The 21,845-nt window shown below is 66.0% G+C and carries 19 protein-coding genes and 4 pseudogenes; 14 read left to right on the forward strand and 9 right to left on the reverse strand.

What is annotated here, in order from left to right; translation table 11 throughout:
• The first annotated feature begins 56 nt into the window (after positions 1-56).
• Positions 57-1,241 carry an acyl-CoA dehydrogenase family protein gene (locus AC5Y39_RS07050; protein ID WP_500016972.1) on the forward strand — a complete coding sequence of 395 codons (1,185 nt, stop codon included), beginning with the start codon at positions 57-59 and terminating at the stop codon, positions 1,239-1,241.
• A gap of 13 nt (positions 1,242-1,254) precedes the next feature.
• Here AC5Y39_RS07050 and AC5Y39_RS07055 read toward each other — a convergent pair whose 3' ends face one another.
• A complete protein-coding gene (locus AC5Y39_RS07055; protein WP_500016970.1) occupies positions 1,255-2,163 on the reverse strand; it encodes an enoyl-CoA hydratase in 909 nt (302 codons plus the stop codon).
• Between AC5Y39_RS07055 and AC5Y39_RS07060 the strand changes: the two are divergent.
• Together AC5Y39_RS07060 and AC5Y39_RS07065 are read left to right on the forward strand one after the other, a co-directional pair.
• Positions 2,162-3,907 (forward strand): annotated as a pseudogene (locus tag AC5Y39_RS07060) (acyl-CoA dehydrogenase family protein); the annotation flags it as partial. The gene AC5Y39_RS07055 and the pseudogene AC5Y39_RS07060 sit on opposite strands and share 2 nt — an antisense overlap.
• Before the next feature lie 57 nt (positions 3,908-3,964).
• Positions 3,965-4,408 (forward strand): annotated as a pseudogene (locus AC5Y39_RS07065) (acyl-CoA dehydrogenase family protein); the annotation flags it as partial.
• Between the two features lie 4 nt (positions 4,409-4,412).
• Here AC5Y39_RS07065 and AC5Y39_RS07070 read toward each other — a convergent pair.
• Positions 4,413-5,102, reverse strand: a complete 690-nt coding sequence (locus AC5Y39_RS07070; protein WP_500016968.1) for a DUF427 domain-containing protein — start codon at positions 5,100-5,102, stop codon at positions 4,413-4,415.
• Between the two features lie 203 nt (positions 5,103-5,305).
• On the opposite strand from AC5Y39_RS07070, the gene AC5Y39_RS07075 reads away from it, so the two are divergent.
• Positions 5,306-6,418, forward strand: a complete 1,113-nt coding sequence (locus tag AC5Y39_RS07075) for an aminoglycoside phosphotransferase family protein (protein WP_500017096.1) — start codon at positions 5,306-5,308, stop codon at positions 6,416-6,418.
• Between the two features lie 3 nt (positions 6,419-6,421).
• On the opposite strand, the gene AC5Y39_RS07080 is transcribed toward AC5Y39_RS07075, so the two are convergent.
• Positions 6,422-6,988 (reverse strand): TetR/AcrR family transcriptional regulator, encoded by a 567-nt coding sequence (locus tag AC5Y39_RS07080; RefSeq protein ID WP_500016966.1) that lies wholly within the window; start codon positions 6,986-6,988, stop codon positions 6,422-6,424.
• Between the two features lie 76 nt (positions 6,989-7,064).
• Here AC5Y39_RS07080 and AC5Y39_RS07085 point away from each other — a divergent pair, with 76 nt between their 5' ends.
• Positions 7,065-8,234, forward strand: a complete 1,170-nt coding sequence (locus AC5Y39_RS07085; RefSeq protein ID WP_500016964.1) for a CaiB/BaiF CoA transferase family protein — start codon at positions 7,065-7,067, stop codon at positions 8,232-8,234.
• Here the strand turns inward: AC5Y39_RS07085 and AC5Y39_RS07090 are convergent.
• The gene (locus AC5Y39_RS07090) at positions 8,231-8,764 is read right to left on the reverse strand and encodes a TetR/AcrR family transcriptional regulator (RefSeq protein ID WP_500016962.1); all 534 of its coding nucleotides are present in this window, start codon (positions 8,762-8,764) and stop codon (positions 8,231-8,233) included. The two genes, AC5Y39_RS07085 and AC5Y39_RS07090, sit on opposite strands and share 4 nt — an antisense overlap.
• A gap of 82 nt (positions 8,765-8,846) precedes the next feature.
• On the opposite strand from AC5Y39_RS07090, the gene AC5Y39_RS07095 reads away from it, so the two are divergent.
• Positions 8,847-10,103 (forward strand): cytochrome P450, encoded by a 1,257-nt coding sequence (locus tag AC5Y39_RS07095; RefSeq protein ID WP_500016960.1) that lies wholly within the window; start codon positions 8,847-8,849, stop codon positions 10,101-10,103.
• A 9-nt stretch (positions 10,104-10,112) separates the two neighbouring features.
• On the opposite strand, the gene AC5Y39_RS07100 is transcribed toward AC5Y39_RS07095, so the two are convergent.
• Entirely contained in the window at positions 10,113-10,928 is an 816-nt protein-coding gene (locus tag AC5Y39_RS07100) for a thioesterase family protein (RefSeq protein ID WP_500016958.1), read from the reverse strand.
• Complete coding sequence (locus AC5Y39_RS07105; protein ID WP_500016956.1) at positions 10,925-11,743, reverse strand: SMP-30/gluconolactonase/LRE family protein; 819 nt, start codon at positions 11,741-11,743, stop codon at positions 10,925-10,927. Before AC5Y39_RS07105 ends, AC5Y39_RS07100 begins: the two co-directional genes overlap by 4 nt.
• A gap of 96 nt (positions 11,744-11,839) precedes the next feature.
• Here AC5Y39_RS07105 and AC5Y39_RS07110 point away from each other — a divergent pair, with 96 nt between their 5' ends.
• The 6 genes and pseudogenes from AC5Y39_RS07110 to AC5Y39_RS07135 form a co-directional block, all read left to right on the forward strand.
• Positions 11,840-12,544, forward strand: coding sequence for an NIPSNAP family protein (locus AC5Y39_RS07110; RefSeq protein ID WP_500016954.1), 705 nt, complete (start codon positions 11,840-11,842; stop codon positions 12,542-12,544).
• A gap of 11 nt (positions 12,545-12,555) precedes the next feature.
• The gene (locus AC5Y39_RS07115) at positions 12,556-13,767 is read left to right on the forward strand and encodes a cytochrome P450 (protein WP_500016952.1); all 1,212 of its coding nucleotides are present in this window, start codon (positions 12,556-12,558) and stop codon (positions 13,765-13,767) included.
• Positions 13,768-13,769: 2 nt separating this feature from the next.
• Positions 13,770-14,738 (forward strand): zinc-binding dehydrogenase, encoded by a 969-nt coding sequence (locus AC5Y39_RS07120; RefSeq protein ID WP_500016950.1) that lies wholly within the window; start codon positions 13,770-13,772, stop codon positions 14,736-14,738.
• Positions 14,735-15,481 (forward strand): HpcH/HpaI aldolase family protein, encoded by a 747-nt coding sequence (locus tag AC5Y39_RS07125; protein ID WP_500016948.1) that lies wholly within the window; start codon positions 14,735-14,737, stop codon positions 15,479-15,481. The genes AC5Y39_RS07120 and AC5Y39_RS07125 overlap by 4 nt, the downstream gene beginning before the upstream one ends.
• Entirely contained in the window at positions 15,478-16,203 is a 726-nt protein-coding gene (locus AC5Y39_RS07130; RefSeq protein WP_500016946.1) for an SDR family NAD(P)-dependent oxidoreductase, read from the forward strand. The genes AC5Y39_RS07125 and AC5Y39_RS07130 overlap by 4 nt, the downstream gene beginning before the upstream one ends.
• Positions 16,185-17,711 (forward strand): annotated as a pseudogene (locus AC5Y39_RS07135) (flavin-containing monooxygenase); the annotation flags it as partial. The gene AC5Y39_RS07130 and the pseudogene AC5Y39_RS07135, both read left to right, overlap by 19 nt.
• On the opposite strand, the gene AC5Y39_RS07140 reads toward AC5Y39_RS07135, so the two are convergent.
• Positions 17,705-18,127 carry a nuclear transport factor 2 family protein gene (locus tag AC5Y39_RS07140; protein WP_500016944.1) on the reverse strand — a complete coding sequence of 141 codons (423 nt, stop codon included), beginning with the start codon at positions 18,125-18,127 and terminating at the stop codon, positions 17,705-17,707. The pseudogene AC5Y39_RS07135 and the gene AC5Y39_RS07140 overlap by 7 nt on opposite strands.
• A 67-nt stretch (positions 18,128-18,194) precedes the next feature.
• On the opposite strand from AC5Y39_RS07140, the gene AC5Y39_RS07145 reads away from it, so the two are divergent.
• Positions 18,195-18,791 carry a hypothetical protein gene (locus AC5Y39_RS07145; RefSeq protein ID WP_500016942.1) on the forward strand — a complete coding sequence of 199 codons (597 nt, stop codon included), beginning with the start codon at positions 18,195-18,197 and terminating at the stop codon, positions 18,789-18,791.
• Positions 18,792-18,842: 51 nt separating this feature from the next.
• Positions 18,843-19,454 (forward strand): annotated as a pseudogene (locus tag AC5Y39_RS07150) (cytochrome P450); the annotation flags it as partial.
• 25 nt (positions 19,455-19,479) lie between these two features.
• Here AC5Y39_RS07150 and AC5Y39_RS07155 read toward each other — a convergent pair.
• Together AC5Y39_RS07155 and AC5Y39_RS07160 are read right to left on the reverse strand one after the other, a co-directional pair.
• On the reverse strand, positions 19,480-20,415 hold the full coding sequence (locus tag AC5Y39_RS07155) for an alpha/beta fold hydrolase (RefSeq protein ID WP_500016940.1): 936 nt from the start codon (positions 20,413-20,415) through the stop codon (positions 19,480-19,482).
• A gap of 66 nt (positions 20,416-20,481) precedes the next feature.
• The gene (locus AC5Y39_RS07160) at positions 20,482-21,828 is read right to left on the reverse strand and encodes an MFS transporter (protein ID WP_500016938.1); all 1,347 of its coding nucleotides are present in this window, start codon (positions 21,826-21,828) and stop codon (positions 20,482-20,484) included.
• Positions 21,829-21,845: the final 17 nt, after the last annotated feature.

Raw genomic sequence — 21,845 nt, forward strand, 5'->3', positions numbered from 1 at the left:
TGCGAAGAACGTCACGCTCGGGCCGGCAGTGCCTGGGCCGCGGAACGGAGCAGCGAGTGGATTTTTCCCGCGTCGAGTTGTCCGACGACGACCAGGCTTTCCTCGACGACGTTCGAGCTTTCCTGGATAGGCATGTGACCGACGAGGTACGCCGACGCGACCGCGAGACCGGCGAGAACTTCGACGAAACCGTCCATTTGGCCGCGGGAGCGGCCGGCTTCTTGGCAGGCGAGGTCAAACCCGCCTCCGACGGTGGTTTCAGCGCCGTGCGCCGGCGCATCTGGGAACTCGAGCGGTGCCGGGCCCGGATGCCGTGGTGGCACACCGGCACCACCGCGATGATCGCGCGGACCATCGAGCCGTTCGCCTCGCCCCAGATCAAGGAGGAGATCCTGCCCGGGGTGCTTTCCGGCGAGGTCCGCTTGTGCCTGGGCTTCACGGAACCCGACGGCGGCTCCGACGTCGCGACCTGTAAAACCCGCTCAGTGCGCGACGGCGACGGCTGGCTGATCAACGGGTCGAAGATGTTCACGTCCAACGCGCAGAACAGCCAGTACGTCTTCCTGCTCACCAACTCTGATCCCGAGGCGCCCAAACACAAGAACCTCACGATGTTTCTGGTTCCGACGGACACTCCAGGCATCGAGATACAGCCCATCCGCACCGTCGACGGCGACCGCACTAACATCACCTACTACAGCGACGTGCGCGTCGACGACAAGTATCGGGTCGGCGAGGTGAACGGAGGCTGGACCGTGCTGCGGGCCGTACTCAACGTCGAACACGGGCTCGTCGACCCGGACGATGCGGGATTACAGAAGATCGCGGCCATGTCCGAGCACGGCGGTTTGATGGGCGAGGCCGTCGACCGCGTCGCAACGATCGTCGGGCAACCAGATGCCGGCGGGCGCCGCCTGCTCGACGACCAGTCCGTCGCGTACCGGTTGGGCCGCAGTGTCGCGCGGATGGAGGCCGCGTTGAGCACACCGGAGATGTTCGGCCGCGTCGCGATCGCACAGACCATGCGCGACATCAGCCCGGATCTGATGGACATCCTCGGTACCGCATCGTGCTTGCCCCGCGACGCCGAGGGCTCGCGAGACGACGGAGAAGTGGAATACCTCTTCCGACTGGCGTTGCCAACCGGAATCTACGGCGGCACGCTGGAGGTCTTCCGCAACATGATCGCCGAGCATGCGCTCGGTCTCGGCCGCCCGGCCTACGCTGCACCCAAGCGCTGAAATCGTTGCGGCGCTAGGCTTCCGGACCGACCTGGTCCTTGACCGCGGGCCGCACCGGGGGAGCGGTCCGCCAGTTCAGTCCGTCCTCCTCCAAGCCGACCGGGAACCTGTTCTCATGAGCCCATGCCCAGTGCGCGTGGTTGAGCTCGTGCAGTGTGAAGCAGGCGTTGAGAGCGTTGTAGAAGCCCATGTTGTCGACGGTCTGGTTGACCGCCTCCTTCATCAGCAGCGCCGCCATTGTGGGCACTTGGGCGATCCGCCGCGCGAATTCCACTGTCTTATCGGCTAATTCGCTCTCCGGGAAGATCTTCGACACCATGCCCATCTGGTAGGCGTCCTCGACGGTCAGGGAATCACCGGTCAGCATCAGTTCTTTGGTCTTTCGCGGGCCGAATTCCCACGGATGCGCGAAGTATTCGACGCCGCACATGCCCAACCGGGTCCCGACGACATCGGCGAACCGCGTGCCCTCCGCCGCGACGATGAGGTCGCAGGCCCACATTAACATCAGAGCGGCGGCATAGACTTCGCCGTGCACCTGCGCGATCGTGATCTTGCGCAGGTTGCGCCAACGACGCGTGTTGTCGAAGAAGTGGTGCCACTCCTGCAGCATCAGCATCTCGGCGGCCTTACGGGTGCCCCCGTTCACCCGGTAGCTGGGATGCTGATCGGGTCCCGGGGTGTATTCCGACTGCAACACCTTCGATCCGAGGTCGTGGCCGGACGAGAACATCGGGCCGTGCCCGCCGAGGATGACGACCCGCACCTCGTCGTCGGCTTCGGCACGCAGGAAGGCCTCGTGCAACTCGACGAGCATTCCGCGGTTCTGCGCGTTGCGGGCGTCCGGTCGGTTCAGCATGATGCGGGCGATGCGCCCGTCGTCGAGCAACTCATAGGTGATGAAGCGGTAGTCCTCTGCCATGCCCGCATCCTATGCGGGTGAGAATCGCGTACTCCGAAAAGGAGCATCCCATTCGCCCGGCGTACCGTCGCGGCGCTACCGTCTAGCTGTGACTTCTTCAGCGCTGGCAATCACCGATGAGCATCGCGACCTGGCCGATTCCGTGTACGGACAGCTGAACAGGGCAGGCAGTCGCGCGGCCGCCCGAGCGACACTTGACGGCGCCCCACCGCAGTCAGCCGAGATCTGGGAGGCGGCCGGCCGGCTCGGCTGGCTGGGCTTGGCGCTGCCCGAAGAGTACGGCGGATCGGGGTTCGGGCTCGCGGAGCTGGCGATCGTGCTCGAGGCCCAGGGCCGCGAACTGAGTCCCGGCCCGTTCCTGCCGACTGCCGCGGCAGCGCTGGTCATCGACCGGTGCGGCACGGATTCCCTTCGGGGACAACTGCTTTCAGGCATAGCCAGCGGCCAGACGGTGGCGGCGCTGGGGTTGGCAGGAAAGGTCGCGCTGGATTCGGACATGACGGCGAGCGGCGAGAGCCCGGCCGTTCTCGGCGCCCCAGACGCGGCCGTGCTGGTCCTCGCCGCGGGCGACGACGTGATTGTGGTGGACGCCGACGCCGACGGCGTGACCGTCACCGCGCTCGACGGGCTCGACACCACGCGGTCCATCGGCACCGTCGCAATACAAGGCGTCGCGCTGGCTGATGACCGCATCATTCGCGGCGCGGCGCAGCGGGCGCGCACGGTGCTGCGACTTTTGGCCGCCGCCGAGGCCGTCGGCGTCAGTTGGGCCGCGCTGGAGATGGCGCGCGATTACGCGAAGGTGCGCGAGCAGTTCGGCCGAACCATCGGCACCTTTCAGGCCGTCAAGCATCATCTGGCCGACATGCTGGTGAACGCCGAGGTGGCCACGGCCGCCGCATGGGATGCCGCCCGCGGCGACGACCTCGACAGCCTCTCGTTCGCCGCGGCGGTGGCCGCCGCTCAGGCGATCCGTGCACAAGTCTTCAACGCGGAGAAGAACATTCAGCTGCACGGCGGCATCGCGTTCACCTGGGAGCACGACGCGCACCTGTATCTGCGCCGGGCCCGGACGCTGGCCGCGGTGATGGCCGACGGCGCCGATCCGCTCTTCGACATCGTCGCCGCGCAGCGCAGCGGCCAGGCGCGGGGTGCGTCGTTCACGCTGCCGCCCGAGGCGGAGGAGTACCGCAAGCAAGCCCGCGAGGCCGCCGCGAAGATCCGCGCGCTGCCCGCTGACCAACAGCGCGACGCACTCGTCGACTCCGGTTATCTGGTTCCGCACTGGCCCAAGCCGTGGGGCAGAGGTGCCGACGTGGTGGAGCAGCTGGTGATCGAGGAGGAGTTCCGCGGCATCGACATCCCGGACCTGGGCATCACCGGCTGGGTGACGCTGACGATCGCGCAGGCCGGCACCGACGACCAGCGCGAGCGCTGGGTGGAACCCGTACTGCGGGGCAAGGAGATGTGGTGCCAGCTGTTCTCCGAGCCGGGCGCCGGCTCGGACGCGGCAGCCGTGCGCACGTCCGCCAAGCGGGTCGAGGGCGGCTGGAAGGTGACCGGCCAGAAGGTGTGGACCAGCCTCGCGCGCCAATGTCAGTGGGGGCTGGCCACCGTGCGTACCGACCCTGATGCGCCCAAGCACGCCGGCGTCACCATGATGGCGATCGACATGACCGCCCCCGGCGTCGAGGTCAGGCCGCTACGCGAGATCACCGGCGAGTCGCATTTCAACGAGGTGTTCTTCGACGAGGTGTTCGTGCCGGACAGCGACGTGGTAGGCGACGTGAACCGCGGCTGGCTGGTGGCACGCGCGACGCTGGGCAACGAGCGCATCTCGATCGGCGGCGGTTCGTCGGGCACGCTGGCGTTCACGGTCGACGACTTGGTCAAGCTGCTCGACAGTGTGCCTCGCGACACCGCAACGGCCCATGTGCGACAGGCGGGTTCGGTGATTGCCGACTTCCACACCCTTCGGCTGCTCAATCTGCGCCGGGCCAGCCGCGCCATCGCCGGCGCCGAGCCCGGGCCTGAGGGCAACGTGACCAAGCTGGTGCTGGCCGAGCAGTCGCAACGCCTCACCGAACTGGGCATGGAGCTGGCCGGGACCGCGGCCGTCGTCGGCCAAGCGCCCCTGCTGTTGCGGTCGTATCTGGGGGGCCGCGCGATCACGATCGCGGGCGGCACGTCGGAGATCTCCCGCAACACGATCGCCGAACGCATCCTCGGACTGCCGCGAGATCCCTTGCTCAAGTAAAGATTTCGGACGCAGGCAGCTCGGCGACGACCTCGACGCGGGCAGGGTCGAAGCTGAGAAAGCCCTTGATCGGCAGCGTCTCCGGCGGCGGATCGTCGTAGCTCCAGGCCGCATCTTCGACGATCGTGTCGCCTACGAAGGCTGCGTAGTAGGTCGCATACCCCTTGTAGTTGCAGTAGGTCGACGTGTCGGTGCGCCGAAGCAACTCCGTGCGCACCAATGCGGGATTCACGTACAGCCTTGGTTCGAGCGCGGTTTCGAAGACGATCATCGTGTCGCCGGTGTCCACCAGTGTCGTGCCGTTAACCACGACGCGCAGGCGGCGTTGCGTCGGGCGGCAGTCGACCCGGTGGTACGGGTTGGGCGGATAGTGGACGAGCTTGCGACCCTCTTCAAGCCAAGTGTCGACCGCGTCCCACGGCACCTGGACATACCCAGGTGCTTCGGCTTCTGGCTCGTTGGGTAGATCGCCGACGTCGTCGACCGGGAATGCGTAGCTCAGCGGACGACCCCGACGGTGCACCAGCAGTGCGCGCTCAGTGTCGATGACGTTGTGCCCGTTGAGGATCGCCTGTACGCGGCGGGGATGCGGCTCGACGTACACCACGCCCGCAGGGATCGGGGGAGCGAACCACCCCGCGGGATCGCTGCTCAGCGGTCCCCGTCCGGCGACCAGGCTCATGTCGCGGCCACCTCCACGCCGGCGCGGCGACGTGCGCGCGACGGCTCACGCAGCCACTGCAGCATGGGCGTCATGGTACGGCGGTCGGCGAAGCAGTTGCCAGTCGAACGCAGAGAGTCAGCTATTTACATCGATAGCACTATCTGTAACGCTGGGTCCGGCCGAGCGGAAATAGGAGAGAGTTGGCACGGGCCCTGCCTTTCATGCGGCTGGCCGGACATGTCGGTCACGGCGTGCAGCGCCTCGTCACCGACGCGGCACTGGCCGGCGCACGACGGTTTCCACGCAAGATCAGCGACCTCACCGCCGAATCGTTGTCGGCGGTCATGGGGCGGCGCGTCTTCTCGGTGTCGCCTATCGACGGCGCGGCCGGCACGTCGTCCAGAGCCCGCTTGGCGCTCACTGGCGACGAGGTACCCGCATCGGTGTTCGTCAAGATGTCCGCAGCCAGCGCCGCTATCCGGATGCTGGGGGAACTGGCGCGGCTCGGTGAAACAGATGTGCGGTTCTACAGTCAGCTGGCCCTCGAACTCTCAGACGACGTGCCGCAGTGCTACGGGACCGCTTTCGACGCACTGACCGGACGCTACGTCGTCGTCCTGGAAGACATGGCCACAAGCCCGTGCGAGTTTCCCGACACGCTGCATCCTCTCGACAACGACAAGATGGCACTATTGGTCGAAGTCCTCGGCCGCTTGCACGGCACATTTTGGGGACGACTGTCCGAAAGTGGCGGCGGCTCAGGGCAATTCGGATGGCTGTGGCCGGCGTCCGGCGATCCGACCATTCCGTTGACGCCTCATCTCATGCGGCTCTCGGCTCGGCGGCTGGCCGACCGCACGTCGATTCCCGTCGAGACAGGGCGGTTTCTCTGGGAGAACTTCGCTTTGGCGACGGCGATCGTGGACGAGGGTCCGCACACCGTTCTGCATGGTGACCCCCATCCAGGCAACACGTTCTTCCGCGAGGGCCGCGCCGGCTTGCTGGACTGGCAGGTGGTACGCCGGGGCCACGGCGCCAGGGACCTGGCTTACACGTTGGTGCTGGGCATGGACACCGAAGACCGCCGGGCCAACGAGCGCCAACTGCTCGACGTGTACCGCCAAGCGGTGTCGGCTGCTGGCGGCCCCGGCCTAGGCCGTGACGAACTGTGGACGCGTTACCGGCAGGCCGTCACCTATGCGTTCGTGTCGCCGCTCACCACCGCGGGCCTCGGCGGCATGCAATCCGACATTATCGCGCTGGAGGGCTTGAAGCGTGCCGTCGCGGCCCTCGACGACCTCGAAACCGTTGCGGCGCTTGCGCGCTCACTGTAGGTGTCACAGCTCGTCGGGGGATTGCTTGATGCCCACGGCGTGCCGAAGCTGTGCGAGGAACTGGTCGGCGTCGTCGCTGGGCACCAGGTAGTGCGACACGGCGACCCGGATCGCCGTGGCCGCGGCGACCGCGCTGTTGGGCCCGGCGATCAGCCGTTGCAGCCGTTCCCGCATCAGCGGAATGACGCCCGACAACTGCCGAATGACGTGAGCCGGTTCGATGTCGGCCATCCGGTACCCCGAGTAAGAATGCTGGTATTCCACGATGAACCTCAGCGCCGCGTCCAGCTTCTCTTTGCCCTTCAGTCCCGCGGTCGCCTTCGCGATGCCGCGATCGAACATCTGCCGCTCCCAGGCGCTGAACGCATCGAGCAACTCCTCCTTCGAGGCGAACCAGCGGTAAAGAGTCGGCCGCGACACACCGGCCTGCAGTGCGACCTCCGAGAGGCTCAGCTTGGTCATGCCTTTGCGCGCGAGGACCTCAGCGGTGGCCATCAGCAGCCGCTGACTTGTCGAGGATTCGTCGACGACGTGATCCTCGTGCGGCTGGGCGGGTGCTGACGGTGTCATCCGTATAGCTTTACAAAGGGTGGGCACAGTGTCACCCTCATTCGATGTCCGACTGGCGTGGCGGTAGAAATCAGGCATGCCAGGACCGCTAGAGGGCATCCGTGTCATCGAACTCGGTGTATGGTTCGCCGGCCCGGCCGCCGGCGGCATCCTCGCCGACTGGGGCGCGGACGTGGTCAAGATCGAACCGCCCAGCGGTGATCCGGCCAGGATGTTCGGCCGGATGCTGGGATGTGACCTCGGGGTCAACCCGCCGTTCGAGATGGACAACCGCTCCAAGCGCAGCATTGTCATCGACCTTGCTACCGATGACGGCCGCTCGACGGCATACGAATTGCTCAGCGCCGCCGACGTTTTCGTCACCAACGTGCGTCCGGCCGGACTGCGCCGCCTCGGCCTGGATTTCCCGACGCTCACCGCGCGCAATCCTCGGCTGATATACGGCTTGATCACCGGCTACGGAGAATCCGGGCCCGACGCCGACCGGTCCGCCTACGACGTCGCGGCGTTCTGGTCCCGCGCAGGCATCGCGGCGTTGTTGACCCGCCCCGGCGACACTCCGCCGTTCCAGCGCGGCGGCATGGGAGACCACATGGCCGGCATGACGCTGGCCGGGGCCGTGTGCGCGGCGCTGGTGTCGCGGAACCGCACCGGGACCGGACAGCTGGTGAGTACGTCGCTGTACCGGCAGGGCGCGTACACAATCAGCTTCGACCTCAACACCTATCTGCTCACCGGCCAGCCCATCGCGATAGGACAGCGCGAAACAATGGGCAATCCGTGCATGAACAACTACGCGGCCGCCGACGGACGACGATTCTGGATCGTCGGGTTGGAGGCCGGCCGGCACTGGCCCGCGCTGTGCAGAGTCGTCGGCCGCCCGGACTGGCTCAGCGAGCCGCGGTACGCCGACGCGCGCACCCGGGCGGCCAACGCGGTGGAGTTGATCGCCGAGCTGGACGCCATCTTCGCGACGAAGCCCCTGCACGAATGGGCGACGATCTTCGCGTCCGAGCCGGATTTCTTCTGGTCGCCGGTCAACTCGATCGAGGACGTCGTGGCAGACGAACAGTTCCACGCAGCCGGCGGGATCGTCGACGTCCCTGACGGCGAGTCGAGCGTGCCGATGGTCGCCACTCCGGCCGACTTCCACGGGACGCCCTGGGCGCCGCGCGCACCTGCGCCCGAACTGGGCGAGCACACGAAAGAGATTCTCGCAGAGCTTGATTCGCGCCAGAAGCGCTAACTCGCCCAAGCTTTCATACCGACCGCGTGCCGAAGCTGCGCCAAAAACTGGTCGGCGTCGTCGCTGCGTACCAGGTAGTGCGCCACCGCGACTCGCACCGCCGTCGCCGCAGCTTGGGCACCGGCCTGGCCGGGCAGTAGCCGCTCGAGCCGCTCGCGCATCACCGGAACGATCTGCGACAGCCGGCGGATCACAAGGGCCGGCTCGACGTCGACCATTCGCAACCCGGGATACGACTGCTGATACTCGACGATGAATCTCAGTGCAGCATCGAGCCTTTCACGCGCCGGCAGGCCAGCCATCGCGTCGGCGACGCCGCGCTCGTACATCTGTCTTTCCCAGACGGTGAACGCACTGATCAGATCCTCCTTGGAGGCAAACCAGCGGTACAGCGTCGGACGGGACACGCCGGCCTGCAGCGCGACCTCCGACAGGCTGAGCTTGATCATGCCGCGGCGGCCCAGCACCTCCGCCGTGGCGGACAGGATCCGCTCCCGGGTGGCGCGGTCCGGGTCGGCAGATTGCGGCACCCCGATAGCTTTACAAATTATCGGCGAACTGTCACGCTGATCCGACGTCAGAACTGTCGCGAACCGTCGGAAGGGAGCCGGAGTGACTGTCGCCAGTTCGCCTCGGGCGCACGAATACAGTCCGTTCGACATCACGTCTGACGCCTTCTGGAGCCAGCCCTTCGAGGTTCGCGACCAGACCTTCGCCGAACTCCGCGCTGCCGACGGACTCAGTTGGCACCCGCCGATGTCCTCTTTGTTCCCGATGGAAGAGGACGGGTTCTGGGCGCTGACCCGGCGCGCCGACATCATGTTCGCCAGCCAGCACCCTGAGCTGTTCACCTCTGCGCGAGGCGTCGCGCTGGATCCGATGCCGGCAGAGGTTCAACGCATCGCGACGTTCTTTTTGACCATGGACCCCCCGCAGCACACGCTCTATCGCCGACTGATCAGCGCGGCGTTCACCCCCCGCAACGTGCGCCGCATCGAGGATCAGATCCACCGCAACGCGGTCGCCGTGGTGGACAACCTGGTGGGCGCCGGCGAAGTGGACTTCGTCGAAGCATGCTCGGCTCGGCTGCCGATGATGACGATCTCCGAGATGCTCGGCGTGCCGCCCCAGGACCGGGAAGCCGTAGCCCATGCGGCCGAGAAGCTGTTCAGCATGAGCGACGACGAGTACAGCTCCCTCGAGGATCGCGCACAGAACACGATCAACGAGATCATGCTGTTGAGCAACACGGGGATCGAGCTGGCCAAATTTCGGCGCCGCAGCCCGGCGGACGACCTGATGACCAGCATCGTCAACGCCGAAGTCGACGGTCACCGGTTGACCGACGAGGAGATCGGCGCGTTTCTGATCCTGCTGGCCTCGGCGGGCAACGACACCACGAAACAGACTACATCGCACGTGATGTTGGCGCTGGCGAACCACCCGGCGCAGCGGGAGTGGTTGACGGACGACTTCGACGGTCGAATCGGCGTTGCGCTGGAGGAATTCGTACGCTGGGCGACGCCGGTGCTGCAATTCGCGCGATTCGCCGTGCAGGACACCGAAATCGCCGGGCAGCCCGTCATCGCCGGCGACAAGGTGGCGCTGTTCTACTGCTCGGCCAACCGCGACGAAGCCGTGTTCACCGCACCGCACGCGTTCGACCTCGTGCGCTCACCGAACCCGCATTTGGGCTTCGGCGGCGGTGGGCCGCATTTCTGCCTGGGCAACCAGCTGGCGAAGTGCGAGTTGCGAAACCTGTTCCGGGAGTTGCTGACTCGGCTTCGGCGCATCGAGTTCGGAGAACCGGACTTCCTGTTGAGCAGCTTCGTCCACGGCATCAAACGCCTTCCGGCATACATCGAGTGACGGGGACGCTCAGCCCTGCGGACGCCGACGCACCAGCACCGACTGTGCAATAGCGCCCACCGCGCCCTGCTCGTCGAACAGTGTCCCGATTGTGGTGCCCACGCCATCGGGGCCGTAACTGGTTTCCGCGCGAATGCCGGTCCACTCGCCGTCAGGAACCCGAAACACGTGCACGGACAGATCCGTGTTCAGAAACGTCCACTTGGTGATGTCGAGTTTGGAGCCGATGCCGTTCGCGCAGTCGGCCACCGCGAAGAGCCGCTGCAGCGGAGTCATGGTTTCGCCGTTCACCAGATCCACAGTCGGTCTGATCCACGACTCACCCGGCCCGTCGTTCAGCGGTTTGGTCAGCCAGAGCCACTCCAGGCTGTGGAGGTAGTTGCGGTCCCACTTCTCGGCCAGGTTGCGGTTGCGGCCCTGCGCGACGGGGCGCAGCTCGGGCGGACCCGTTCGCACCGTCTCGCGAGTATCGAGGTACTGGAACCGCCAACCGCTGGCCTTTGCAACCGGTCGCAGTGCTCCGTGCGGGCCGGGTGCCAGCATTTCGGCGGTGACCAGCTCGATCTGCTTGCCCTGCCGGTCCAACGCCGCATGCACTTCGAATTCGCCCTCGGTGGGCACGGGACCCAGCAGGTCGACGACAACCCTGCTGAGTCGGGTGTCGTCGCGGCGAGCACAGCGCTCCAGACCACGAACCAGCAGTGACGACACCGGTCCCGCGTGCTGGATCGCGGCGGTCCAGGTGCTACGCACCAAGTCGGTGGCGACGAATCTTTCCGTGTCCGAGGCGGATTCGTCGACAAGCTCGTAATACGCGTCGCTCATGGTAGGCCCGCGCCTGGGATGTCCACGGTCACCGCGTCAAGGCGGGACGACCTGGTGCCGATCAGCCGCTCGGGATATGCGTCGGTGCTGGACAGCAGAAACAGCGTGCGTCGCTCCGGTCCGCCCAGCGTGCAGGCGATCGCGGTGCGCTCACCGATGTCGAGGCGGTCAGTGACCTTGCCGCCCTGCACAATTCGCTGAAACTGGTGGGCCAGCGTCATCGAGGTCCAGATGCCACCACCGGCGTCCAACGTGATCCCGTCGGGCGGTCCGTCGAGGCCGTCTGCGAAGATCCGGCGATCCGACAGCCCGCCGTCTTCGTCGATGTTGTAGGCGCTCAATCGCCGAGCGACCGACTCGGCCACGATCAGTGTCGCCCCGTCGGGTGTGATCACCATGCCGTTGGGGAAGTCCAGGTCGTCGGCGACGATTGACGCGCTGGCGTCGCTGTCGATCCGCACGATCACGCCGCCGCGTCGGGCCTGTGATCCGACGTAGGCGCGGGCGGTGTCGTCGACCACCATGTCGCCGAGGTCGGCCGGCACCATCGCGCTGAGATCGGCTATGCAGTCCACGTTTTCGCCGTCGTAGCGAAGAATCTGCCGATGTTGCGTGGAGGCGATCAGCAGTGAACCGTCGGGCCGGAAGCCCAATCCGGACGGAGCATGACCGGCCAGCGGCAGCGTGCTCATCTCACCGGCCAGGGTGACAGTGTGGACTGCCTCGCCGAGCATGTCGGAGAACCACAGCAGGCCCTCGAACCAGCGTGGACCCTCGCCGAAACAGAAACCGTTGGCCAGCGGGGTCAGCGTCATCCGGCAGGGGTCATTCGACGTCCCGTGGCGCCTTTACAAAACACGGCATAAGTGTCACGCTCGCTAGGTGCGACTGTCAACTTCTGATGAGCACTGATGCGCAAGTACTACAGCCACACGCTGCTCTATCTGCACGAGACCATCGCATTGGGCTCTGCTGGAACCGACCGGTTCACGCAGCTGTTCGCCGACGTGTACCAGCCGATGATGGAGGAACTCGGCGCGCGGTTGTTTGCGATCTGGGAGACGACGCCTTACAACGGCCACTGGCCGCAAGCCACTGTCATCTGGGAGATCGACGGGTTCTCCGACTATGCGCGAATCGGTAGTGCACAAGCCTGCGGGGGCAGCCACGAGGCGGCCGCGGCCAAGTGGACGGCGTTCCTGTCTGAAGCCGGCGCGTCGGGGGAGGGGCGGATCATGTACCCCGCTCCGAGCAACCGCACGCTCGCTCAACTCAAAGAGGCCGATGTCAAAGCCGGACTGGTGATTCAGGAGATCATGCAGACCAAGCCCGGCCGGCAAGACGACTACATCCGCGAGCTGGAGCGCCTCTACGTTCCGTGGTCTGAGCGGACAGGCAAGCGCTGGCTTGGTTCGTTCACCACCACCTTCCGCTTCAACGAAGTCATCCATTACTGGGCGCTAGATGGCGACTGGGACTGCTTCGCCAACCACTACCCGTCCTGGAAGGACAACCCACCCGCCGAGATCGTCACCTGGATGAGCGTCGCGCCCGCACTGCGCGACGGGTGGGAGGACTCCATCCTCGCCGCCCTACCGCCGTCACCACTGCAATGAAAAGCGCGGTGATGCAAGACTTTTCGTACGACCCGTTCGATCCTGCCGTCATGGCCGATCCGCTGTCGTACTACCGCGTGCTACGGGACAAGTATCCCGTGTACTACATCGAGAAGTGGGACACCTACGCGCTGTCGCGGTTCGACGACATCTGGCGGATACTCGAGATCATGGACGGCACCTTCGTGGCGTCCGAGGGAACTTTGCCCGCCGCAGCGGTTCTGGCACACCACAACGACGGGCCCGTGCCCGATCCGCCGCTGCACCCCATGCCGTTTCACGCCAACTTCGACGCACCGATCTACGACGGTGTACGCAAGTGCACGTCGGCGCCGTTCCGCCCGGAATCGGTATCCGCTCTCGCCAATCGGATTCGCAGCTTGGCCAATGAGCGCCTCGACGAGTTGACTGCGCGCGGACAGTTCGATCTGACACAGGAATACGGCGGCATCGTCGCCGCCACGGTGGTGTGCGATCTGGTGGGTCTACCCGCCGAGCTGGCGGCGGAGGTACTGGCGACGGTCAACGCAGGAAGCCTCGCGGAACCCGGCAGTGGGGTGGAGGTGGCCAACGCCCGGCCCGGATATCTCGAATACCTGATCCCGGTGGTGCAGCGCCGTCGCGCCGGCGCCGGCGAAAAGTTGCCGATCGTCGACAAGCTGTTGGCGTACCGGTTGCCCGACGGATCAGCGCTATCCGACGTGGAGGTCGCGACGCAGATGTTGGGTGTGTTCATCGGCGGCACCGAGACTGTGCCCAAGATCGTCGCGCACGGCCTTTGGGAACTGGCACGCCGGCCGCAGCAGATGGCGGAGGTGCGTTCCGACATCGAGGCCAACGTGCCCGTCGCGCGCGACGAGATCATCCGCTATTGCGCACCGGCGCAATGGTTTGCGCGCACGGTGCGCAAGCCGTTCACCCTCCACGACATCACGATAGGGCCGGGCCAGCGCGTGATCACGCTGATCGCCTCGGCCAACCGCGACGAACGCCAGTATCCCGACCCCGACGAGTTCATCTGGGACCGGCGCATCGAGCGGTCCCTGGCCTTCGGCCGCGGCCAGCACTTCTGCCTCGGCTATCACCTCGCGCGGCTGGAGATCGCGATCTTGGTGGCCGAGTGGCTCAAGCGCGTACCAGAGTTCAACGTCGTCAGCGAAGCAGCGTCGCGCCCGCCGTCGAGCTTCCAGTGGGGTTGGAACAGCATACCGGTGCAGGTGTGACGATGTGGTCGTACCGGCTCGTCGCGCCCTTTGCCTTCGAACGGAACTCCCTGCCGGACAAGACATCCGATGATCTCGTTGACGGCCAGGTGCTGCTGTGCTTCCTGGCCGCCGGCATCTGCGGCAGTGACATTCCGCCGTTTCGCGGTGTGCGAGGCAAGATCGCGGGCGACTGTGGCCTGTCTGCGGCCGAGAAGGACGGTTTTCCCATCCATGAGGTCGTGGGTGAGGTGATCGCGACGCGCCATCCCGACCACCGCGTCGGCGACCGCGTGGTGGGCTGGGCGTCGGGGTTCGACGGCCTGATGGAGCGGGTGGCCACCGACGGCAACGGCGTGGCGGGCTACGACCCGGCGCTTGATCCGGGCCATGCGGTCGCACTGCAGCCATTGGCATGCGTGCTGTACGCATTCGAGCAACTGGGCGAGCTGCACGGACGCCATGTCGCGGTGATCGGTCAGGGCTCGATCGGGTTGTTGTTCTCGTACGTGGCCAAGGTGAAAGGGGCCCGGCACGTCACCGGCGTCGACCCGGTCGATCGGGAAGTCGTCGGCAAGGAATTCGGTGTCGACACGGTGGTGCGCGCCACCAGCGACCGCTGGGTAAGCCATCTCTCACCGAATGACAAGCCGGACATCGTCATCGAAGCCGTCGGCCATCAAGTCGCGACGCTTGGCCATGCCATCGACGCAGCCGCCTTCGGCGGCACTGTGCTCTACTTCGGCGTGGCCGACGACGACTGCTACCCGATCAGCATGCGCACGATGCTGCGCAACAATCTGACGCTGCAATCCGGCGTGACACTCGACCGCAGCCGGGTGCTGCGGTGTGCCGACGCGTTCGCACGCGAACACCCCGAACTCCTGCCGAACTACGTCACGCACGTGTTCGGCATCGGCGACGTCCAGTCGGCGTTCGAACTCGCCTGCCGTCCCGTACCAGAACGCGTGAAGATTGCGATCGTCGCGTGAGCAGACTGCAGCAAGCTCTCGACACGAAATCACCGTTGTGGGGCGGATGGGTGGTCGGCCCGACGATCATGGGCCCGGAGGAATTCGCCCGCGCCGGATACGACTACGTCGGTTTCGACGTTCAGCACAGTTATCTCAGCGACGCCGACGTCGCGTTGCTGCTGCGCCGGCTCGAACACGTCCCGATCGTCACCGCAGTGCGGCTGCCTTCGGCGAATGCCGCTCCGATCGGGCGGGTGCTGGACGCGGGCGCCGACGCGGTGATCATCGCGACGGTCGAGTCAGCCGAGCAGGCCGCCGCGGCGGTGTCCGCTACCCGGTACCCACCGTCGGGAGTGCGCAGCTTCGGCCCTTTGGCGCCGAGCCTGGGCCGCGACACTGCCACGCTGGAGTCGCGGGCCAGCGTATTCGCGATGGTGGAGACCGCCCGCGGACTCGCTAATATAACCGAGATATGCGCTGTCCCAGGGCTTTCCGGGATCTATGTCGGTCCGGTCGATCTTTCGCTGTCGATGGGGCACGGCGTCTCTGAGGCATTCACTGAGCCCGCTGTCTGCGACGCCATGAGGCGGATCCATTCCACCGCCGCGGCGGCCGGCCTGGTGACCGGTGTGCACGCTGGAGACGGCAAAGCCGGCAATGTGATGGCAGGGCTGGGATTCCGGATGATCACGCTGGCCTCCGAATCGCAGGCATTGCGTCGCGGAGTGGCAGCGCATCTGAGGGAAGCCACGGGCCAGTGACCGGCGTAGCCATTGTGACCGGCGCCGCCCGCGGGCAGGGCGCCGCGATCACGCGGCGGTTGCGTGCAATCGGATTCGGCGTCGCAGCATGCGATCTCATGGTCGACGAGCTGACCGCGACAGTCGACGCGCTCGAGGATCCCGACGTCATCGCGATCGAGCTGGACGTGACCGCCGAACATCAGTGGGACGCCGCGGTCAAGACGGTGGTCGAGCGGTTCGGAACCCTGACCGCACTGGTCAACAATGCAGGCGTGCTGCACCGAGCAGCGCTGGACGAAGAAACGCCAGCGGGTTTCGAGCGCAGCTGGCGCGTCAACTGCCTGGGTCCGTTCTTGGGCATCCGAGCCACGCTGCAGCAGCTGCGCCGCGCGCAGGGTGCCGCGATCGTGAACACGTGCAGCACCGGTGCGCTTCGGCCGTTTCCCCATCACGCAGCGTACGGCTCGGCCAAGTGGGCGCTGCGCGGCCTCACTCAGATCACAGCGGCCGAGCTGGGGCCGTCCGGTATCCGCGTGAACGCGGTGTTTCCCGGACCGATCCAGACACTGATGCTCGACGACGCCACCCAGGCCCGTCTGAGCGCGCGGGCCGTCATCGGGCGACTGGGCCGGCCCGCCGAGGTCGCCGATGCCGTCGCCTTCCTGCTCTCCGAGCAGGCGTCGTTCATCACCGGCGCCGAACTCGTCGTCGACGGCGGCCAATGCCTGCAGATCGGATGAGTACGACGAGCGGGCACACCCTGTCGGTGGGGATCATCGGTGCCGGGCCGGGTGGACTGGCGCTCGGGATTCTCCTGCAAAAATCCGGGTTTCGCGATTTCACGATATTCGACCGCGAGGACGGTGTCGGCGGCACCTGGCGGATCAACACCTATCCGGGCCTTGCCTGCGATGTGAAGTCGCACCTGTACTCGTACTCGTTTCAGCTCAATCCGCATTGGTCGCGACTGTGGTCGGCCCAGCCCGAAATCCTGGAGTACTTCGAGCAGTGTGCTCGGCGCTACCGACTGGCGTCGCACCTGCGGCTCAACACGGAAATCGTTTCAGCGCAATGGGATTCCGTCGCCAACCGCTGGTGGCTGACCACCTCCACCGGTGAGCGGCACGACTTCGACGTCGTGGTATCGGCTGTCGGGATCTTCACTCAACCGGTGATGCCCAAGCTGGTCGAGGAAGAGCCGTTCACCGGCGTCGTGATGCATTCGGCACGCTGGGACCATTCGGTGGATCTGACGGGTGCGCGAGTTGCGTTGCTGGGTACCGGTTCGACGGCGTCGCAACTGCTGCCGGAACTGGCGAAGGTGGCCAAGAAAGTGTATTCAGTGCAGCGCTCGGCGACGTGGATCCTGCCGAAGCCGGACCGCCCGTACACCAAGCGCGAGCAATGGATCCTCGCATACGTGCCGTTCGCCAAGAGGCTGTACCGCACGCGACTGTGGCTGCGCAGTGAGGCCAACATCTCGGTGATCGAGAACGGCAGCGACAAGACGCAGGAATTCAAGGCGCTCGCCGAGAAGATGCTCGACGAAGTCGTGGACGACGTGGAGCTGCGCCGCAAGCTGACTCCGGATCATCCGCTGGGGTGCAAGCGGTTGGTGTTCTCGTCTGATTTCATACCTGCGCTGACTCGACCGAACGTCGAGGTGGTGGCCAGCCCGGCTCGGGCGTTACGCAGCCGCTCACTGGTCACTGAAGACGGCACTGAACTCGAGGTGGACGTCGTGGTGTGCGCGACCGGTTATGCCGCGGCCGACTACCTGGGCCAGATCGACGTGGTGGGCGAAGGCGCCACGTCGTTGCGTCAGACGTGGCGGGATGGCGCGTACGCCTATCTGGGCATGGCGGTTCCGGGCTACCCGAATTTCTTCATGCTGTACGGCCCGAACACCAACGTCGGGTCGAACAGCGTGATCTTCATGCTCGAAGCGCAGGCTCGCTACGTCGTGGCGGCACTGAAATACCTTCGCCGCAAACGTAAACCGTACGTCGCCGTGCGGCCGGAAACCATGGCTGCGTTCGTCGCCAAAATCGACCGGTGGATGGCGGGCACCGTGTGGACCACCAGGTGCAGCAACTACTTTCGGGCGCCCAACGGCCGCGTGGTCACCCAGTGGCCGCGAAGCGCCCGCGCGTTCTGGGCGATGACGCGCAGATTCAAGCCGGGGGACTATACGTTCGAGCCGCCGCCCGACCGGCAGAGCGGCTGTGCGTCGGATTCAGATCAGCGTCTCGGCGCGTTGACAAACCACACGTTCTCTTCGCGCAGTTCGGCGCTGCGCCATCCGTCGGAGGTCCGCACCAACCGGTGGTGGTAGTAGCCACCGCAATAGCTCAGCTCGGTCATGCCGGGCAACTGCATCGGGTTGTAGAACATCGCCCGCACCGTCGCCGTGTCGCCGTCGAGCTCGGCTTCCACGTTGGTGATGTAGTGCATGCTCATCGGAATCGCCGCGAATCCCCGGCTGAGCCACTCGGCGACCTCGTCACGGCCACCGGCGACCGCGCCCGCCGACGAGTAGTCGATACGGGCGTCCGCGGTGAAGACCGACCGGTACAAAGTCCAGTCCTTGGTGTCGACGGCACGGGCATACCTGTTGAGCAGCGCAGTGATTCCGAGTTCGTCGCTGATCCTGTGGACATCCATGGGTGCGCCCCCTTCGACGGTTGAATCCGAGCTTTACAGATGACATCGAAACTGTCACGCTGTTGGTGTGCGCCGAGACGACGCGACGATCCAGTTCGAGCTCCCTTACGCCGCCCCGCGACGGGCGCCTCAACGCGGCCCCGAGACAGCAGGGACGTCGACTCGGTACCGGCTCCATGTGATCGCCGTCGACGTCGACGACGTCGTGCGGTCGGCCGGCGGCTGGCTATTCGATCGCGCGATGGCGGGGTGGGATGTCACCCTGCATCTCGACGAACCCGCTGACGCGCGGGCGCTTCGCATTCTCGGAATTCGAACGGCTCCGGCTGCAACGCTCGACGCAATCGGGGATGTGCCTGCGCCTCAAGCAATTGCGGTCGCCGCCGACGTCTTCAACCGCGACGCACGTATACGTAAGGCCGTTGTCGCGGCCCTGGATCGGGGTCTCACCGAGGTCATTCTGTGGGGCGATTTGTGGCCGACCGGAGTCCATCGCCGCGCCGAACCTGTCCAGCACCGGCTCAGTAGCGCGGCGTGTGTCTTCAAGGCCTGTGCGCTCGCAGCTGTACGACTTCCCGCCGGTCCGGACTTGACTACCGAATCATTCCGTGGCGGCACCCGCTGTCGGCAGGCCTACGAGCCGGATCTGGTGCCGGTTAGGTAGCAGGCGACCAAGGCCGCCGACCCGCGCGGCCACTTCGTCGACGACCTCGGCGCTCAAATGCCGATGAAAGCCGCGAAGCAGGGCTTGGTGACGGGGGAGCATTTCGCCGCGTACATCGACTGGCGCGCCGAACACCCGTCCGACGACATCATGACCGAGTCGCTCAACGTCGAGTTCACCGACGAGACAGGCACGCTGCGGCGACTCACCCGTGCGGAGCTCCTGGTCTACCTGAACGTGGTCGCCGGCGCCGGAAATGAAACCACCACTCGGCTGATCGGGTGGGCGGGCAAGCTAGTGCGCTACGAGCCGCCTGCGCCGCACGTGGCGCGGTACGTGACCCGGGACATCGACTACTACGGCCAGACCGTTCCGGAGGGCAGCGTCATGATGATGCTGATCGGTGCCGCATGTCGCGATCATCGTCAATTCCCGCCTGACGGAGACGTTTTCGACATCCACCGCCAGCCGCGACAGCACCTTGCGTTCAGTGTGGGCACCCACTTCTGCCTCGGCTCGGCGTTGGCCCGACTCGAGGGCCGGATCGCTTTGGAGGAAATCATCAAGCGCTTCCCCGAGTGGGAAGTCGACATCGAACACGCCCGTCTGTCAACGACATCCACCGTGCGTGGCTGGGAGCCGACGCCCGCGGTCCTGCAATGACCACGGGTCAGGTGTGGTTCGACGCTCAGAACTGAGAGCGGACGAATTCGAGCACTTCGTCGGCGGTCGCGAAGCCGCCGAGGTGGCTTTCTTGGGCGCGCAGAATGAGCTCGGCGTTGGGCAGTCGTTCGATGCACGCCTGAGCTCCCACCAGGTGCACTATCGGGTCGGCATCACCATGCCACCACCGCACCGGCGCCTTGACATCCGCTAGTCGAAATCCCCAGTCCCGCCCGAATAATCGGGCGTCGTCCACGATCGCCTGCAGCCGTCCTCGTGTCGACAAGATGAGGTCGTCGACGAACATGCCTTCCATTTCCGGATCGTGCAGCACCCGGCGGTCGCCCTCGGGCGTGATGCTCGCGTACGCACGACATGCGTAGTGCGCGAACGGGATGATCGGCAGGATCAGTCCCGATACGGTCAGCGCCAACGGCTGACGCAACAGAGAAAGCGGCAACGCGAAGCGACGAGCCAGCACAATGGCCCCGGTGGCAGCCGCGTCGGGACCGACCGACGGCACCACGCCGCCTAAGATGCCCACCGCCACAACGCGACTGGCGAGCGGCTCCACCGCCGCGCACGCCAACGCGTACGGGCCGCCGCCGGAAAGCCCGACGACGGCCAGGCGGGCGGCGCCCACCGCGTCGGCAACGTGCGCCACGTCGGTGGCCCAGTCGGCCACCGCGTCGTATCGATAGGCATCCGAAAGCCCCGCGCCGGGACGCTCCACGAGAACCACGCGCAGCCTGAGCTTTTGGGCAGCGCGCCGGCCTAGTAGCGGGAACTGCCGACGGCCGCCCGGTGTGCCGTGGAACCACAGCACGATGTCACCCGACGGATCCCCGAACTCCGCGAAACCCAGCCGGCGCCCGTCGGGCAGGTGGACACGACCCTCTGCCCGAGGCTTCTCAGTGGGCGGCACCCGTACCGGATGACGCCACAGGTTCTTTGGTCTCATCGGCACCGTGATTTTAGGTCGCGATCACGCGCCGCCGGCCGATTTTCGAGGATCGCGCGGTGGGCGTCAATTGCGGCTGTAGGTCCGGTCGTCTTCGATGTCGGCCCGCGACCGGTCGGGCAGGGCCACCACGCATCCAGCCGAAACGATCACTGCGACAAGGATGTACAGCGAGATCGAAAATGGTGTGCCGGTCTGATGCAGTAGCCAGGTGGCCAGCAGGGGAGCGGGGCCACCGGCGAAGACGGACGCCAGCTGGTAACCCAGTCCCGCGCCGCCGTAGCGCAGATGCGTCGGGAAACTCTCGCCGATCATCGCCGCCTGCGGGCCGTACTGCATCGCATGCAGGATCAGCGACAGCACGATCGTGATGAAAATCAGCACATGGCCGCCATGGGTGAGCACTGCGAAGTACGGAAACGCGAACGCGCCGACCAGAATCACGCCGGCGAGGTACACCCGTTTGCGGCCGACACGGTCCGACAGATGCGAGAAGAACGGGATCGCCGCGAGCGCGCAGACGGCGCCGACGAGCACCGCGTTGAGCACGAAGGTCCCGCTGAACCCGCCGCGGTCTTTGACGTACTTGAGGACATACGCGGTGAACAGATAGAACGGTAACTGCTCACTGAACCGAGCGCCGGCCGACAGCAGAATCTCGCGCCAATGGTGGCGGATCGCGTGCTTGACCGGTGTCTGCACCACCTTGCGCTCGATCACGGTTCTCGCAAACATCGGTGTCTCAAGGATTTTCAGCCGGATCGCAAGCCCGACAGCCACCAGCACGAGGCTGGCCAAGAACGGCACTCGCCACCCCCACGCATTGAACGCGTCGGGCGGCAGCGCCGCCGACAACAGCGTCATGCCTCCGGTCCCGAGCACCAGCCCGACCGGGACACCGACCTGGGCGGAACTCGCCAGCAGGCCGCGTCTTTCCTGCGCACCCCATTCCATCGCGAGCAACACCGAACCGCTCCACTCGCCGCCGATCGCGATGCCCTGAACCAGCCGCATGACCACCAGCAGCAGCGGCGCGACGATCCCGACGGACGCGGTCCCGGGCAGGATGCCGACGATCGCCGAGGAAATGCCCATGACCAGAAGCGTGGTGATCAATGTGGCCTTACGGCCGATCCGGTCGCCCCAGTGCCCGAAGATCGCTGCGCCGACGGGGCGCGCGGCGAAGCCGACGGCGTAAGTCGCGAACGACTGCATGGCGCCGGCGTACGCGCTCGACGCGGGGAAGAACAAATGCGGGAAAACAAGTGCGGCCGCAGTGTTGTAGAGGAAGAAGTCGTACCACTCGATCGTGGTGCCCACAGTGCTGGCCAGTGCGGCCCGCCGGACCTGCGCGCGGTGGGACTGCTCGTCCAGTCGCGCCGCCTTGGTGACTTCGTCGTCGCCAATAACCATCGTGTCGTCCCTCCGCC

The organism is Mycobacterium sp. NGS39, from assembly GCF_059812765.1.